The following is a 17,429-nucleotide window of genomic DNA, read 5'->3' as shown; positions in this document are numbered from 1 at the left end:
ATGATATGACAAATCCATACAAAAAATATCTAATTGTACTCGATCAAGATAAAAAATGGGGCTTTTACATAAATAACTTAGGACGAAATGTTATTAAAAAAAATGCACCATATCCTTCGAGTGCGCATCCAGACAGTTATATGTTTTCATGGGAAAAAGGCCGTATTTTAGATGAGTTTCATTTAGTTTTAATTACCCAAGGTGAAGGTGTTTTTGAATGGAAACCCAATGGAAAAATCAAAATTTCAGATGGAGATGTTTTTTTATTACATCCAGGTATCTGGCATCGCTATAAGCCAAAAAAACAGACTGGTTGGACGGAACGTTGGGTAGGTTTTTCAGGTGAAATTGCCCATAAATTACTATCCAATAATTTTTTCAATCCAGAACATCCTGTCATTACCAAATGTAATACCCCTCAAGTATCAGATCTTTTCAATGCGCTTTTCAAGTTATTTGACGAACAGCCTTTTGGTTTTCAACGAACAGCTTCTGGTGTTTGTATTCAATTGCTAGCTGAATTACAAAACATTAAAAGTGGTGGAAACAACATTAAGCACCTTAACTCACTTATATTTAATGTTAAAAATATTATGTATAAGAACATTCATAAAACAATCGATTTAAAAAAAATAGCTTCTGATTTGGGTGTCAGTTACTCTAAATTAAGAATAGATTTCAAAAAGCAAACAGGGATATCTCCGCTACAATATTTTCTTTTGTTAAAAATTGAGAAATCAAAGGAACTCCTTGTAAATACGAATAAGTCTCAAAAAGAAATAGCCTTTGAACTAGGTTTTGAATCAGACTATTACTTTAGCCGATTATTTAAAAACAAAACGGGCTTAACGCCTAGTAAGTATAGAAAAACGAGCCTTTCATAAGTACAGATTAACTTACTGAAATAGTCATAACCAATTTTTTAGATTGCTCTTCAAAAAACACTTCAAAAGGCACCGTTTGAATTCCCGGAACCATATTAAACAATCGATCTCCATGTATAGCTTTAAGTTTTATAGGAGCATTTGCCTTTATAGTAACAAGTCCTTTTTCTTTTTGAATACTTACTTCACTCTCACTTATGAATTCTACATGCTCTCCTTTAGGTGAAGCAATGGGAAGTACAAATGCGGTAGGCTTTTTTATTTCTTCGTCTGTTGTTATCTGTATTTTCATAACCTCCTTAGAGCAACTATACTTTAAATGAAATTTTGATGCCGTTTCTAAGACAACTTCTCGAGCTTCATTTTTAAGTTCGACCTCAGAAAGCAACTCAATAATATCATTCTGATCCTTAGATTTAATACATGAAGTTAAATCAAAAAGATTTGTATACCATTTATTATCCTTATATGTTTCTATTCTAGGAGTTAGTGCGATATCCTTTCCTGGTTGCGGTTGTTGATTATTTTTTTCAACCAAATGATAAATAGCCATACTAGCGGCACATAATAACCCTACTTTAGTATGATACAACATCCCTAAACTACTTCCTGTTGCCTGCCGATAATCATACTTATAATGATACTCTGCATCATAAGCACTCACTGTACCTCTCCAATCACCACGTGCGAATAATGAAACATCTAAATCTTCAAAATGCTTTATACCATCTGCTAAAACTCTTGGCAAAGGTGTTTTTTTATTTATCTCTGGGAGGTATTTCCAATGATCTAATAATGTAGCTAATGGTTTTGCATGTGCAAACGTATGATGTACACATGGCAGAATTCCTGCAGATACATAATGAGGTCCACCGTGAATCAAGCCATTATGGGTACACTGTTTTAATAATTCGGTATTCATAACTGCTGCTGTTCCAAATGCAGGGCTTATATGAGCCATCATAGCATAAGCAGGTTGACTACCGTCACAAGTTCTGCTCCCCCAATAACTCCATTTATACATTCGGTTGCCCCAACTATTATCCCATCCACCATCTGGTAACATAAAGTCTAAATGGCTATGTAATGATTTAGTAATTAGCTGCTTCAATTCTTCATCATTATTTTTCAAAGCATACATTACCAAACTATTTAAAGTTTCTTCTACATTATATCCTAAATCTACACCATGTAATCCTTTTGCACTTAACTTACCTACTTCTGGTTTACACTCTCCAAACAATAAATGCTCTTTTTTAGTAAAATAAGATTTTACCTTATCAGCCATTTTTTTACTTTTAGCTTTAAAAGATTTATTATCTAGAACCTCTCCAATTAAATCTAACCCATATATGGCAGTTCCCCCATAATTAATGTTTGTAAAATCAATACTGAAAGTATTATATATATATTGACCGGCTTTTTCTAGTCGATTCGTCCAAGAAATACGTGTTTTATCTTCTAAAACATGCCCATGATAATGCAGGGCTTCAGCCAATGCTATAGCTCCGAAAACAGTAATTCCTTTCCATGATTTTGGGTTTGAAATAACGGTCCACGATCCATCATCTTGCGAAACATTATTTTCGGCCCAAATCATTACCAATGATGCTGCTTTTAAATATTTCTTATCACCAGTTATATCTGCCATATAAAGAAAAGGATACACTGCATCCATACATCGTCCATGGATATGTGCACAAGAAGGGCATCCCAAAGCTCCATGTTCCTTTAAATCATTCGGATTATTAATCTGGACTTTAATCATTCCGTCACACCAAACCCTTAAGAGATCTGATGTTAATTTCTTAAATTCTTGGGAATGCTCTGAATAGTCTTTACATGAATTAAAAAAACCTGTTAGAGGTAAAGATAAACCTATGCTAGATAATACAGATAATGTTATAAAATTACGTCTTTTAATTGGGGTACTCATTCTTATAAAATAATTAGTATTATATCTATGTATGGTTACTTATTTAGATTCTGAAACATATTTAATTGTATTACTTGGAAGATATCCAATTCGATGTGCCTGAACCTCAAGGATTGAGCCTTCTGGCACAGAAATTTCTTCTTGATAAATATTCCATGAATTCACATCATCTGAGCCTTCTTTTTCTACAATTCTATACCCTATTGAAGCTCCCGCTGTTGAAGATGATATATTTATTTTCCCACTATTAAGAGAAATAACTGGGTCTGAAGTTATTGGTTGCTTATCATTTCCATTCCATAGTTTTCGAATTAACTCTGATTCAGGCAAATTAGGATTATCTCCTATTTCTGCTAACCAACGATCCATTTCAAGACTCAATCTTTTCAATTCCTTTTGGTAAGCAGTATCTTCGGCCAAGTTATGTAACTCGTATGGATCAACTGAACAATCAAACAATTCTTCTTTGGGCTTACGCTCTCTAAACCACTGCATTTGAATCTCGTTAAGTTCACCTTCCTTTTTCAGCCTTAATAATTCATCCATCATTGGAATGCGCTCCCTATAAGTTATAGGCAAATAATACCCCTGTTCAGGTCTATAATTTCGAATGTATTTAAACTTCTCACCTCTTATGGCTCTAATTACATCTGTTTCTGCATCAAAACGATCGGCTGCCGCATAAATATAATCCCGTTCTGAAGCTTTAAACCCTCCTAAAAATGCTTGTCCTTGCATATAAGACTTAGGTTGCTCTCCTACTAAGGATAATAAAGTAGGGGCAAAATCCACAAAACTTATCAATTGGTCATCTTTAGTTCCTGCTTGGACTTTATTTGGAAAGCGGATTATCATAGGTGTATTTAATCCTGAGTCATAAATTAACCGCTTCTCCCTAGGTAATGGACCTCCATGGTCGCCATAAAAAAAGATGATTGTATTTTCTAAGAGTCCATCCTCCTCCAATTGATTTAATATAGCCCCAACTTGACTATCCATTTCGGCAATGTTATTATATAACTTCCACATATCTCTTTGGGCAATAGGAGTATCCGGCAAATATGGTGGTAATTTAAAATGAGTATCCTTGGAAAGGTGTTTAGGTGTCTCTTCCTCAGTCATCCTGTTATTGGCCGGTGATTCTCCTTTATTTTTCCAATTATAATTTCTATCTCCAGCATGATAATGTCTAGTTTCTATTTCTCTAAATCCATATGGCTCGAATAAACCTGATTCATGTGTTTCGGTAAAATTAAAAACAGCAAAGAAAGGTTGATCTTTTTCTCGATTACGCCAATGCGCATAGGGGCTACTTTCATCCCATGCAGTTACGGGGGCTTTAAATTGATAATCTGTTTTATAGTTATTTGTACAATAATAACCTTCCATTCGCAACCATTCGCTAATAATCTTAACTTCCGAAGGAGGAACAGCTTCATAGGCTGGAAGTCCTCTTTCTTTAGTAAAACTATCGGTTCGCATGTGATTTGCTCCTATACTTGAGGGATACATCCCTGTAGCAATAGCTGCGCGACTAGGAGCACAGACACCAGATGTAGAATATAAGTTCGGATAAATAACACCCTCATTTGCGAGACGACTTAAATTAGGTGTTACTACTGTAGAATCTCCAAATGGTGGTATATAAGCACCCATATCTTCCGTTACTAACCATAAAATATTTGGTCGCTTAGGTAATTCTTCTACTGTAGATGCTACTTTCTCTTTTATTTCCCCATTTTTTTTGTTCTTACAACTTATACATCCCAAAGAAATAATAGCTATACATGTTAACAACTTTAAATACGAAATTTTAGCCCTAGTTTTAAACATTTTCTTAATAAACTTTCATTTAGAATTAATATAATTTGAGAACTTCACTCCCGGCCATTAAAAAGGCTCCTGTACCAAAATTCTGCCAACTATCTTTTGAAGCTGGTTCTGGAGAAGCACCAATGTTTTGTACCCATCCTACTCTTCCATCTTCATGCTGACACTTAGCTATTGCTTCCCATGCTTTTTTTACTACTGGTTCGAATTTTGACTTATTTAATATACCATGATTTACCCCCCATGCTAAAGCGAATGTGTAAAACCCACTTCCACTTACTTCACCATGATCGTAAGCTTCAGGATTTAATAAACTGGTTCGCCATAAACCATCTGCTGGTTGAAGTTCTATTATTCTTGAAGCCATCTCTTTGAATAAATTTTCATAAAATGAACGATGTTCAAAATCTTTCGGCATATCATCAAGTAGTAAAGCTAAACCTGCTAATACCCAACCATTACCTCTAGACCAAAAGATTTTTTCACCATTTTCTTCTTTCTTATCTTTCGCCGAATCTTGCCATACATAACGCATATCCCTTGCAAAAAGTCGCTCTTCCTTATCGTATAATTGATTATACGTTTCCATGTAGTACTTATGCATTTCATCCAAATACTTAGGTTGATTAGAGTATTTTGCATATAAATTTAGTACAGGAGGAGCCATAAATAATGCGTCACACCACCACCACAATATAGTTTTACCTAAATCACTTTTATCTGTACCCGCTTTCCATGGGTCATCGTCGTATAAATGAGCATCTAAAAATTTTTTAGTAGGTGCTAAATCCACAAAATTCGGACGATTATCGTTCATCCCAATGTAAATATAACTGTATGAAATAGCCACATCATCTGCATGATGTAACCTGTCATACGTTTGCCAATCATTCCAATACGCTTGATTTTTTAGGGCGGCCATATACATCATATTCTGTGTAGTTTTATGCGCTCTAGCTACGCCTGTATAATAGGCTCCATTAGTCCAATCGGTAGGCGCTAAAGCCAATATAGGATGCGCTTCTTGCCATTCTAATGCTTTAATCATAGATTTTTCTATCGCTAATTTATCTAATGAGTTTTGTGCTATTATGTTTTGGTTAGATAAAAAGCCGAAAAGAATAAATATTGTAAATAATTTTATTACGAATTTTTTCATTATTTATTTTTTAAGATTAAATATTGTTTCTAAATAATTCACAGATGAAGTTCCTACCCTAACCTTATACGCACCGGGTTCTAAGATTTTTGTCATGTTAAGACCAGTAAACTTTAACATCTCAGGAACTATTTTGAAATACACTCGTTTACTTTCTCCTGCATTAAGTTCTATCTTTTCAAATCCTTTAAGCTCTTTATCAGGTCTAGTTACAGAACCTATTACATCCTTAATATACATCTGAACTACTTCTTTGGCTTTCACTTTTCCTTTATTAGAAACCTTAATACTTACCTCTATTTCTGAGTCCGGAGTAATTTCAGTATTTGACAATTTAATATCGGAATATTCAAAGTCAGCATAACTTAAGCCATAACCAAATGGATAAAGCGGTCCATTCTCCAGAAATAAGTATTCTTTTTTATAATTTATTTCTTTCATACTATAATGAAAGGGCAATTGGCCAATAGAACGAGGTACTGTTACTGGTAATTTCCCTGATGGGGATATTTCCCCGAAAATAATTCTTGCTGTGGATTCATCTCCAAATTCACTTAAAACCCATGTATCTAATATTGCATCTGCTTTTTCAGATATTTCATTTATTGCTAGAGTACGGCGATGTTTCAATACAACAATAACTGGTTTACCTAAAGCTTCTATTTTTTCTAATAATTTATTTTGTGGACCAACTGGTTCGATAGTGGCACGATCACCAATAGCATTATTAAAAAAAGCCTCCTTAGAAGTATATTCATCACCTCCTAAAAATAAAATAGTTGCATCAGCACCTTTAGCTATTTCCAACATTTTATCTATTTTCTTTGGATCAGCGTCTAATAATTTAGGAGTCCCCCTAGTTTCGTCCGTTAAATTAAAACCTTTATCTACTACAAAATCAATGTTTTTCCCTGCTACCGACTCAAACATTTCTTGAGTATTTTCTTTTACTAGAGGGCCTAAAAGGGCTATTTTTGAGGTTTGTTTCTTATTTAATGGAAGTGTTTTATTTTTATTTTTAAGTAAAATAATAGATTCTAAGTCAGATTCTTTTGCTAAGGCTAGAGAAGAATTAGCACGTACGCCCTTTTTAACTTTCTTTATATCGACATAAGGATTGTCAAATAATCCTAAAATAAATTTAGTTCTTAAAACTCGTCGTACCGAACGGTCAATGAGTCTTTCTAATTCAGGGTTTTTCTTAACCATTTCTGGAAGATACGCATATGAGTCCTCCGCGTATAAATCAATGTCAATTCCTGCCTCTAAACCCATTTGAGCTGCAGCCTCTGGTGACTCTGCAACATGCATAAAGTAATATAATCGAGCAATATCATTTGAGTCTGAAATCACATAGCCATTAAACCCCCATTGATCTCTCAGAACACCAGTTAATAATGCTGGGTTTCCATGACTCGCTATACCATTTAAATCGCCATGTGAAGCCATAATACCAAGCGTATTCGCTTCTTTAACCGCAGCTTCAAACGGCGGATAAATCTCGTCTATAAGGGTACGTTCGGAAATCTCTATAGCTGCAAAATTTGTACCTCCTAAAACTTGTCCATACCCTGCAAAATGTTTAGCAACAGCTCCAATATGTGTACCCTTGTTCAATCCCTTATAATCCCCTTGCACCCCTTTAATAGCACTAGTTACCATTTGTGTTGTTAAATAAGTATCTTCGCCAAATGCTTCGCTCATTCTTCCAAAACGAGGATCTCTCACAATATCGGCCTCTGGAGAATGGCACATGTGCATACCACGTAATCGAGCTTCTCTTCCTATAACATCCCAAATACGATAAACTAAATCTGGATTAAATGAAGCTGCAGAAGCAATAGGCCTTCCAAAACGAGTTGAACCCGCTGCATCCACTCCATTATAAGATTCAGTAACAAACAGTGCTGGAATACCCCATCTACTATTTTCAATTATGTATTTTTGAAGCTCATTATTAAATTTTGCAGCGTCAACAGGATCCATGTGCTCTGCTGGATTTTTAATCCCAGCAATTCCTAATTTCAATTTATCAATTACTTTATCCGATAATTTTAAACCTCCATCATTGTTTTCATCCACTCCTATACTAGCGTGAAAAATTCTCATTTGAGCAACTTTCTCTTCTAAAGATAATTTTGGCAGTAAAGCTTCTACCCGTTCCTCTATACTTAACGAGGAATCCATATAATCCTTAGTTTGAGATACTCCACTTTGATATGCTAAAAAAATAGCTCCTAGTGATATTAAAAATTTTTTAATCTTTTTTTTCATTTTATCTGAACTAATTTTACTCTTTTACTTCAATTATCCATTTATGATTCCAACATAGTCCCACAATTAACTTTAACAATATTGCTCTTTTCAATTGAATAAAAATTTAAGCTACACTCTAAAACAATCGCTAACAATTTTACTTATATTCCTAAACCAAAACACTAATTGATCATTTGTTTTGTTTTCAATACATCCATAAATGAATTTTTAGGAAAGATTATGTTTAAAGAGTTTTTCTAAAATGAATTTATTTTTAATTGAATAATATGTTTCCCTGGAGACAATTGAACAGTCTTAAAAGCTGGAGGAACTTTAGCCCCATTATGGATTAAATCCTTTCCTTCTATATTATTCAATGAGAATTCTGCTACCATATTACCCGGTATTTCAATTTCATAAGTTTGTAACCGTGGTCCGTTGTGGGTGTATTTTGCCTTTATAGATCCACGAACTGTAGGAACTGTAATTTCGCTAAACTTTAACTTACTCATCTGAGGCTTTATTGTAGCTATACCGAATCCTGGAGTCTTAGGTTTAATACCCCATAAACCTCTAGGAATAATATTTGCTGGCACCGCGCCCCATGCGTGATTCCAATCTAAATTATTTTTATATTTATTATCCCATGCTTCCAGTGTAATTGTAGATCCTATACGAATCATATTATACCAACTTCTCTCTGCTGTACTAGCTAATAAATTTAAAGCATAATCCTCTTCTCCTGCATTATATAGTCCATCCATTAAAAACTGTGCACCGTATACACTACATGCCATGCCACGTGACTTTACAAACTCTACGACAGATTTTTTATGCTCATCAGGTACTATATCGAATGCTAAAGGCATCATATTCGCATGTAAAGAAGCATGCTGTGTTCCTATTCCATCTACATAAACACCTCGTTTTTTATCAAACATTTGCTCATTTATCGATTTTTTAGCCTTTGCTGCTCGTAATTCGAAATCAAGTACTTCTTGCGTCTTTCCTAGGATTTTAGCAAACTCCGTCATTATTATCATGTTTTCATAAAAAAATGAATTTATAACGGTGCTGTATGGTTTAAAAACAAAACCATCTTGTTCGCCTTCCGTATTACTACCATTAAAATTCGCTGGGGGCCAATCTACGATATCTGTAAGTGGCTTTTTATAGCCCTCTTGAAATCCAAGCTTACGCATAAACTCTGCATCCACTTTTGTTGAAGTTATTAAACCATCTTCGTTGGAAAGTTCATAAAGTGATTTATGTTTTAGTGCTTCATAATAGCGTTCAATTAATTCTGTATTTCCCGTGTACATATAATCAGCATAAATCAATAATGCAACATGTTGTTGCCATTCAGTAGGCCAAGTCGGATTTTTCATAAAATACTCAATTGTCCTTCTTGCCATAGCAAACTCCCTATCTGTAGTATAATGGCTCAATTGGTTTAAATAAGCATCTGCTTCATAGGGTATACGCTCTCGATCTCCATCTACATACAACCCATTAAAGGTAGTTGCCTTTATTGTGTATTTACATAAATCCCATACTTGATTTAAAATATCATTATTACTATCGAAACTACTAGCTTTTTCATCCCAATAAGTATGGAATGCTAATTGTTTAAAATCATCACTAGAAATATTTTCTTGATTCCCCTCAATCTCAACATACCTAAAAGGTACTAATGGTGGAAATCCATCGGGTAAAGGAATCGCTTTATTAGCCCTTGTATTTCTTTCGTTTGTCTGTACAGGAATTTTATACGTTGTTTTACCTGGTACTACATCTACACTTAGTTCTTGATATCTTATATTACTTTTGGCAGGAGGAGTTCTATTAACATTTCCATTTTCGTCTAACATCTCTCCAATTCTTAATTTTAAAGTATGCGGTTTCTTTGCTTTGTATTTAAAATCCATCGTTCCAAAAGCTGCTTTACCAAAATCTATAAAATAAAAAGCACCCCTATTCTCAAATTTTTGCGGATTTATTGTATCTATTTCAAATTTATTTTCAGTTGAAATTATATAACTCTCACTTTTATCTGTTGTAAATTTTTGAGCCTTAGAGTAATCTACTAATCGATTTTCTTCATCCCAAATTCTTACTTTCCAATAATAGGTTTTATTGAGTTCTAAAGGGGTGCCTTGGTATTCTACATTTGTAGATTCTGAAATACGGACCTGACCACTATCCCAAACATCACCATTATTTGCATTAATACTAGTCTCATTAGAAGCTACTAGTATTTGATATGCGGATTGAAATTTAGCTCCTAAAGGGACTGACCATCCAAATTCAGGTTTTAAATCAAAAATCTTAACATCAGATTGAGGCTCTCTAATAAGTTCCACCGATAAATCTGTTGGAGCTGCTCTAAACTCATTACTATTAGTTTCAATTAATTCTTCTAACTTGGCACGTAATTTATCTGCAACTTCGTTATATTTCTTTTTCCCTATTAAATTATTAATCTCCTGAGGGTCTTTTTTAATATTATATAATTCTTCAATAGTTTTATCATTTACATATCTAAAATACTTCCAATCCTCTGTTCGTACACCCTCGCTAGGAGGAATATTCTCAAAATCCCATAAATGTTCAATAAGTATGGTATCTCTATTAATGGTTTTAGCTTCTTCATTAACTATAGGCATTAAACTTTTACCTTGCCAAGATTTAGGAGCCTCAATTCCAGCTATATCTGCAATTGTATATGGCACATCTATATTTAGTACCATATCATCAATATCTTGATGCTTATTTTTTCTTGGGTCATAAATTATTAAAGGAACACGAATAGAATTGTCATACATTAACCATTTTCCAGCCAATTGACGTTCTCCTAAAAAATACCCATTATCTCCCATTAAAATAATTACGGTATTCTTATCTAAACCTTTCTCCTTTAGTTTTTCTCTTATTTTTTTTATCTCTAAATCAATCCCAGAAATCATACGGTAATATCCTTTCAGACTATGTTGATATTTCTCCGGAGTATCATAACGCCATGTCCAACGTAACCTATTAAAACCATCTTTTACGGCTTGGGGTTGGGCGTTAAAATACTTGTCATCTGAAAGTTCTGCATCTGGTATTGTTGTATTTTGCAAAAGATCATCTGTTGTATCTTGCCAAAAATATTGATCTGGAGCACTATCGTGTGCATGTGGTGCACTAAAACTTAAAGAAAGACAAAAGGGCTCTTTATTTGTAGCATTTTTATCAATAAAATCAAGAGCTTGTTGTCCAGTATAACGTGTTAAGTGAACTGTATCATTATCTATTGTTTTATAATAATACCCTCTTTTATCATCATATCGATTATTTCTATCATAAGATTCATACTCATCAAATTGACTCTCTAAATCATCATATCGAACACCATATTTACCAAAAAAACCAGTGTAATATCCGTTACTTTTTAAGAGCTTGGGGTAAGAGTTTGACATATATTCTTCTCGCAAATTTCCAGTTTGAAAGTTAAAGTTGTGGGAACGCTCATGCAGTCCTGTCCACAAGGAAGCTCTACTGGCTGCACAAATGGGTGTTGTTACGATTGCTTTTTTAAAATAAGTACCCTCTTTTGCTAAATTATCCATTTCAGGAGTACTCACATACTTATTTCCGGCATATCCGATTGCATCAAAGCGTTGATCATCAGTAAGAATAAATATTATGTTAGGTTTGGAATTATCACTTTGTTGTGCTTTTAAAGTAAAAATACTTCCTACGGAAAATAAAAGCCCTACTATAATCTTAATATTTGTCATTTAAATAATTTTTAAAAAAAAGGATAGTACTAAAACTAGCTATGAAAAGACTATGAATTAAATGTTTTGATACTCTCCATCATTTCTGATGGAGAGCAACAACAAAACTCAAATAAATCAATTAGTCAAAACATTATAAAAACTTATTTTATAAATCAATTTTAGGCTCCCCAAATTTATACCTCCTTGTCATCTTTGCATTATTACCCGTTGCCAAGATATGTGCAACACAATTACCATCCGAAAAAATATAATTGTGTAAACTTACGTTTGAATTAATACTACCTAAAGTTCCGGTTGGTAGGTCTGGAGATCCATTTAACCCCATATTATAATTCCAATCCCTACTGATTGTCATTGTTTTATTATTGATGTCCTGAGAAAGAGTATTAAATGTATAATGCACATCTAGAGATACTAAGTTATCTGGTCCTTGATCTACATATTTATCTACTATTAAGTGTAGTAATGCATTTTTAACTATTTCCAAGTCTACTTTTGGATCAGCGAATACTTCTGCTGGATCTTTATCCGCAGTATCTTTCAAGTTAAACTCTTTGCTAAAAAAACCGGCACCATTATTTGTCCAATTTGCATCTTTCATGAAGAAATAAGTATAATTATAAGTCTTATTATCATATACACCTTCTAACCCTGTTTGTTTTATAGCTTCAATCATAAATCCAAATTCGCCTTTTGGGTTAGCCTCTAACCACTCCCAAGGTGTTGTTGAACCAAATGTAACTTGTGGAGACACTTCTGGATCAAATCTAAATTTTTCTTGAGGCTCTAAATCACAACTCACAAAACCTAAGGTTACTATAAAGAGCAGTAACACAGAACCCTTTTTATATATTTTTTTTGTATTCATTTAGTTAAATTTTAAAGTTAAAATAGCTAGTCTAGTTATAGGCATCATTTTGCTCTAACTTTGGATTATCTATTAGATGTCTAAACCAAATCGGCCAACTTATTGTTTGTTCAGTTTGACCATTAATAGGACCGAGAATTTCTACAGCCTTACCTGTTCTAACAAGATCCCACCATCTATTACCTTCTGCCAACAATTCTATACGTCTTTCTGATAATATAAAATCTTCAAGCTCATCTTTATCACTTACGTTAACAACATCTGGAACAGTGCCTTCATTAACTAATGGTAACTCCCTGGCTTCTCTAATTTGATTAATTATATCTATGGCCTCATTTGGTCTTCCCAACTGATTCAATGCCTCTGCTTTTAGAAGTAACATATCCGCGTATCTAAACAAAATAATGTCAGTATCATCAATACTTGGACTAATATTAGTTTTATGGTATTTTGAAACCCTTAAATCCTCTCCTGTGTCTCCTAACTCATCAATAGATTCGTAATAGCGATAATCTCCATATAGATATGTTTCCTCCTCACTGTCTTCATTTACTTGGACAACATGTGGGGGTATATTTGGGTATTTTGCTACCCATTCTGTAGAATCAATAGGAAATTTATTTTCCCATACATCAACTAATTCAGGTGAAACCCAATACGATGGCACACCAGGATAAAATAAAGTATAAATCCCTGAAGCTCTATTACCATCTTCTTCAAAATCATATCTAATAGACATAATAAGTTCTGGTCCTTCCTCTCCTTCTCCCGGATAATTTATTTCATCATTTAAAAATAAATTACGCCATTCAGTCCTACTAGTTGCTAAAGAAAACAGGTTACTATCTATTAAGCTAGTTAATACCTCATTAGCTTCTTGATAACGGTTTAAATACATTAAAACTTGCGCTTTAAAAGCTAATAAACTTGTTTTAGAAAAAGTATGTCGTGCTGAAATTACAGTAAGATTTTCTTCAGCAGAAGCTATATCGGACAATACTAAATCTAATACTTCTTGCGCTGTGGCTCTAGGCTTAATAGACTCCTCTGAAAAAGAAAGTGCTGCTTCTGTAAATAATGGAACTCCGCCCCACACTCGGTAAGCATCAAAATATGCATAAGCTCTCATTGCATACGCTTCTCCTAAGTATTGAGTTTCGTAATACGGAATCTCTTGAATTTTTTCAATGGCCAAATTCGCTCTATAAATCATAGTATATAACGCATCCCATTGTAAAAAATCTGCAGAAGATTCTGGATTTAAATTATTGTTTATCAAATCCTGAGTATTTGGCTGCGGAGCATCGGAGTCTATATAATTATCTGCTCTAAACTCACCCCAATAGAACTTTTTTGTTCTGTAGGCACTTTGCATAGCGTCATAAGCCGCCGCTACTCCTAGTGCCGCATCTTCGTTAGTTTGCCAATAAGCTTCATCTGACAACTGACTCTCAGGTTCAACTTCTAAAATATCATCACAAGAACTCAATGTTCCTATAGCTAGGAGCACACTAAATAAATATGGTACATAATTTCTTTGTTTCATCTTTAAATTTTTGAATTCACACTTCATTTTAAAATTCTAAGTTTAAGCCTAAAATAATTTCAGTCTTATTTGGGTAACGTAAACTATCCCATCCTGGTTGTAATGGATTTCCTCTATAACCTAATTCTGGGTTATAACCTTCATAATTAGTTAGCATTAATAAATTATTAACAGTAACATTTAATGATACTCTATTGATAAATCCTAATTGCTCTAAGGTTTGTTTGGATAAATCATATCCTATCCTGATATTTTTTAAGCTGATAAAATCTCCATCACTAACATAATTGGACTCAAATCCACTTCGGTTATTTGCACGACTACTCTCTAAACTTGGATATCTTGTAATATCACCTTGATTCACCCAAGCGTCATCAATTCTATCTGGAGATGGTGCGTATACCGAATTACTAGCTTTGTCTCTTCTATGATCATAGTTTCTATATATATCATTCCCAAAATTATAGTTGAACAAGAATGAAAAACTAAATCCTTTATAATCAAATCTGTTTGAAAAACCTCCAGAAAAATCAGAAAATCCATTCCCTATAATAGTTCGATCATTTGCAGCATCAATATTGAAATCTCCATTTAAATCTTTGAAAATAATGTCTCCTCCTTTTAAAACTCTATTGGAAAATGTCAATTGTTCTACATCTCCAGAATACTCTTGCCCATTTAAGGTATAGTTTACAAAATTTTGATTTTCATCAAAATTAGGTGTTAATTGAGCTCCCTCAGGTGTAAATGCATTTGATTCATCATATCTAAAAACACCTAAATTCTCATAACCATACATGTTCCCTAAAGACTCTCCTTCTTCTATCAAATAGCCACCCGTTTCAAATCCATCTTCATCTGCCAATTCTAAAACTTCATTTTCATTATATGAAATATTAAAGTTTGTTGACCATGTAAAGTTTTTTGTTCTTATAGGTTTTGCTGAAATTCCTATTTCCCAACCTTTATTTTCTACTGAACCAATATTTGATCGAATACTTGAAAAACCTGTTTCTTGAGGAATTGGCACTTGATAAAGTAAATCTTCTGTAGTTTTAATATACCTATCTACAGTAATATTTAATCGCCTTTTAAACATTGATAAATCGACACCGTAATTTTGTTGAGCCGTTTCTTCCCAACCTAAATCGGCATTACCTAACTGCGTTGGAGCAAAACCATTAACTGAATTATAGTAGTAACCTGGCTGATAAAGAGCTATACTTTCAAAATCTCCTATTCTCTCATTACCTGTTATAGCGTAACTAGCTCTCAACTTAAAGTCATCTAAAAATGTGAGCGAATCCATAAAACCTTCTTCAGAAATTCTCCAACCCGCCTGTATGGCTGGGAAATTACCCCACTTTTTATTTTGTCCAAATCTTGACGATCCATCCCTACGAATAGAACCTGATATTAAATATTTCCCATCAAAATCATATTCTACTCTTCCAAATACAGATGATAAGGAATGAACTGTAGCAGTTGTTCCTGTTGAATTAAGATTATATTCTTGTACATTATTGAAAGTATGGATATAATCATTATTAAACTCAATAGCATTTAACTCTGAATATTCGCTCCACCATTTTTGAACAGAAAATCCGAGTAGCGCTGAAACGTTATGTTTTTCGTTGAAAGTTTTTTGAAAATTAAAGAAGTTTTCATTCTGAAAATCATAAAAGGTACGATGTCTTTCACTTCCATTAATTTTACCATTATCAATATTAACGGTTTCCTGAGGATTAAATTGATTAAGTTTCTGATCTCTATAATTAAAACCTAAAGTTGTTTTAAATGTTAAAAAAGGAGCAATATTAAATTGTACATAGTTAAAAACTGAGGATCTAAATTGTCTATCGTCATTTACTTGCAGATCAGCGCGGGCTATAGGATTTGTTCTTCCGTACCTTTCTCTAATATATGAACCATCAAAATCTATTAATAATACATTTGGCTGTCTATATGATAAATTTCGAAATACACTTCCTTCATTAAGTCCATCTTGAAATTGGTAAGTACCATTAATTCTTGTTCCAGCGGTTATAAATTTATTTAAGTCGAAATCTACTTTTAAGTTGGTAGTAATCCTTTTATAGCCACTACCTCTAATTATTCCCGTTTCATCCAAATAACCACTGTTCCAATAAAACTTAGCTTTATCACTTCCTCCGCTAAATGCAAGATTTAATTGATTTTTAACTCCCAATTGCTTTATTTCATCTTGAACATCAACTACTAATTGATTTCTTATTCCAAGTGAATCCTCTACTTTCCCAGAGTCATCATCACTTCCAGTTCTCAAGGACTCAAATTTGTTCCATTGTCTTGTATTTGAAACAGGAACTAAGGTATTTAAAAAGCTTACAGAACTTATATAGTCCACAGTCATTTTAGGATGACCTGGTTTACCTTGTTTTGTTGTAATCAACACCACTCCATTTGCTGATTTTGATCCATAAATAGCTGCAGAAGCCCCATCTTTAAGAATATCCATACTTTTAACATCAGATGGATTTAAATTACTAATATCATCCACTTGTTGACCATCAACAATGTATAATGGTGTAGAACCTGCACCAAATGTAGATATCCCACGAATATAGATTTCTGAATCAGAACCCGGGCCTCCATTACTTATAACTTGCACCCCCGCTACACGTCCTTGAGCACCTTGTAACACATCAACAGGAGCAACTGTATTTAACTCCTCCGAATCAACAGAACCGACGGCACCAATAACATCTACTTTCTTTTTCTGACCATACCCTATTACAACAACTTCATCCAATCCTTGAACATCTTCCGTTAAGGAAACATTGATAACAGACTGTGACGCTACAGCAACTTCTTTACTTTCAAAACCTATATAAGAAAATGTTAAGGTTTGCTCTCCATTACTTAAATTTATATTATAGCTTCCATCAAAATCTGTAACCACCCCAACATTAGTCCCTTTTTGGATCACATTAACTCCTGGAAGAGGAACTCCCCCACCATCAGTTACTGTTCCTGAAACTTGATTTTGTGCATTCAAATTAGTTATTGAAAAACTGCAAAATATTAACATTAATAAAAAAGATAAACCAGGAGCTGAAAAGCGCCTTTGAATCTTAGGTTTCATTTTTAACTTTTGTTTAATCATATTGTTAGTTTTTATTGGTT

Annotated in this window: 9 protein-coding genes; 1 reads left to right on the top strand and 8 read right to left on the bottom strand. The window is 33.6% G+C overall.

Annotated elements, in window-relative coordinates; translation table 11 throughout:
* Positions 1-5: 5 nt before the first annotated feature.
* A complete protein-coding gene (locus tag ACN0TY_RS08475) occupies positions 6-884 on the top strand; it encodes an AraC family transcriptional regulator (RefSeq protein ID WP_417444134.1) in 879 nt (292 codons plus the stop codon).
* 7 nt (positions 885-891) lie between these two features.
* On the opposite strand, the gene ACN0TY_RS08470 is transcribed toward ACN0TY_RS08475, so the two are convergent.
* The 8 genes from ACN0TY_RS08470 to ACN0TY_RS08435 all read right to left on the bottom strand — a co-directional run bounded on the left by ACN0TY_RS08470 (position 892) and on the right by ACN0TY_RS08435 (position 17,409).
* Positions 892-2,820, bottom strand: coding sequence for a hypothetical protein (locus ACN0TY_RS08470; RefSeq protein WP_417444133.1), 1,929 nt, complete (start codon positions 2,818-2,820; stop codon positions 892-894).
* Between the two features lie 39 nt (positions 2,821-2,859).
* Positions 2,860-4,617 (bottom strand): sulfatase, encoded by a 1,758-nt coding sequence (locus ACN0TY_RS08465; RefSeq protein WP_417444132.1) that lies wholly within the window; start codon positions 4,615-4,617, stop codon positions 2,860-2,862.
* Positions 4,618-4,678: 61 nt separating this feature from the next.
* Entirely contained in the window at positions 4,679-5,809 is a 1,131-nt protein-coding gene (locus ACN0TY_RS08460; RefSeq protein WP_417444131.1) for a glycoside hydrolase family 88/105 protein, read from the bottom strand.
* A 3-nt stretch (positions 5,810-5,812) separates the two neighbouring features.
* Entirely contained in the window at positions 5,813-8,083 is a 2,271-nt protein-coding gene (locus ACN0TY_RS08455) for a glycoside hydrolase family 3 N-terminal domain-containing protein (RefSeq protein WP_417444130.1), read from the bottom strand.
* 239 nt (positions 8,084-8,322) lie between these two features.
* Entirely contained in the window at positions 8,323-11,847 is a 3,525-nt protein-coding gene (locus tag ACN0TY_RS08450; protein WP_417444129.1) for a family 78 glycoside hydrolase catalytic domain, read from the bottom strand.
* Positions 11,848-11,995: 148 nt separating this feature from the next.
* Positions 11,996-12,718 carry a hypothetical protein gene (locus tag ACN0TY_RS08445; protein ID WP_417444128.1) on the bottom strand — a complete coding sequence of 241 codons (723 nt, stop codon included), beginning with the start codon at positions 12,716-12,718 and terminating at the stop codon, positions 11,996-11,998.
* A 31-nt stretch (positions 12,719-12,749) separates the two neighbouring features.
* Complete coding sequence (locus ACN0TY_RS08440) at positions 12,750-14,264, bottom strand: RagB/SusD family nutrient uptake outer membrane protein (protein WP_417444127.1); 1,515 nt, start codon at positions 14,262-14,264, stop codon at positions 12,750-12,752.
* 28 nt (positions 14,265-14,292) lie between these two features.
* A complete protein-coding gene (locus ACN0TY_RS08435; protein ID WP_417444126.1) occupies positions 14,293-17,409 on the bottom strand; it encodes a SusC/RagA family TonB-linked outer membrane protein in 3,117 nt (1,038 codons plus the stop codon).
* Positions 17,410-17,429: the final 20 nt, after the last annotated feature.

It is taken from the genome of Joostella sp. (genome assembly GCF_048266025.1).
In the GTDB taxonomy this organism is placed as follows: Bacteria; Bacteroidota; Bacteroidia; order Flavobacteriales; family Flavobacteriaceae; genus Galbibacter; species Galbibacter atrarenae.
Note: the sequence above shows the minus strand (reverse complement) of the source record. Positions and strands in the feature narration are given on the sequence as shown.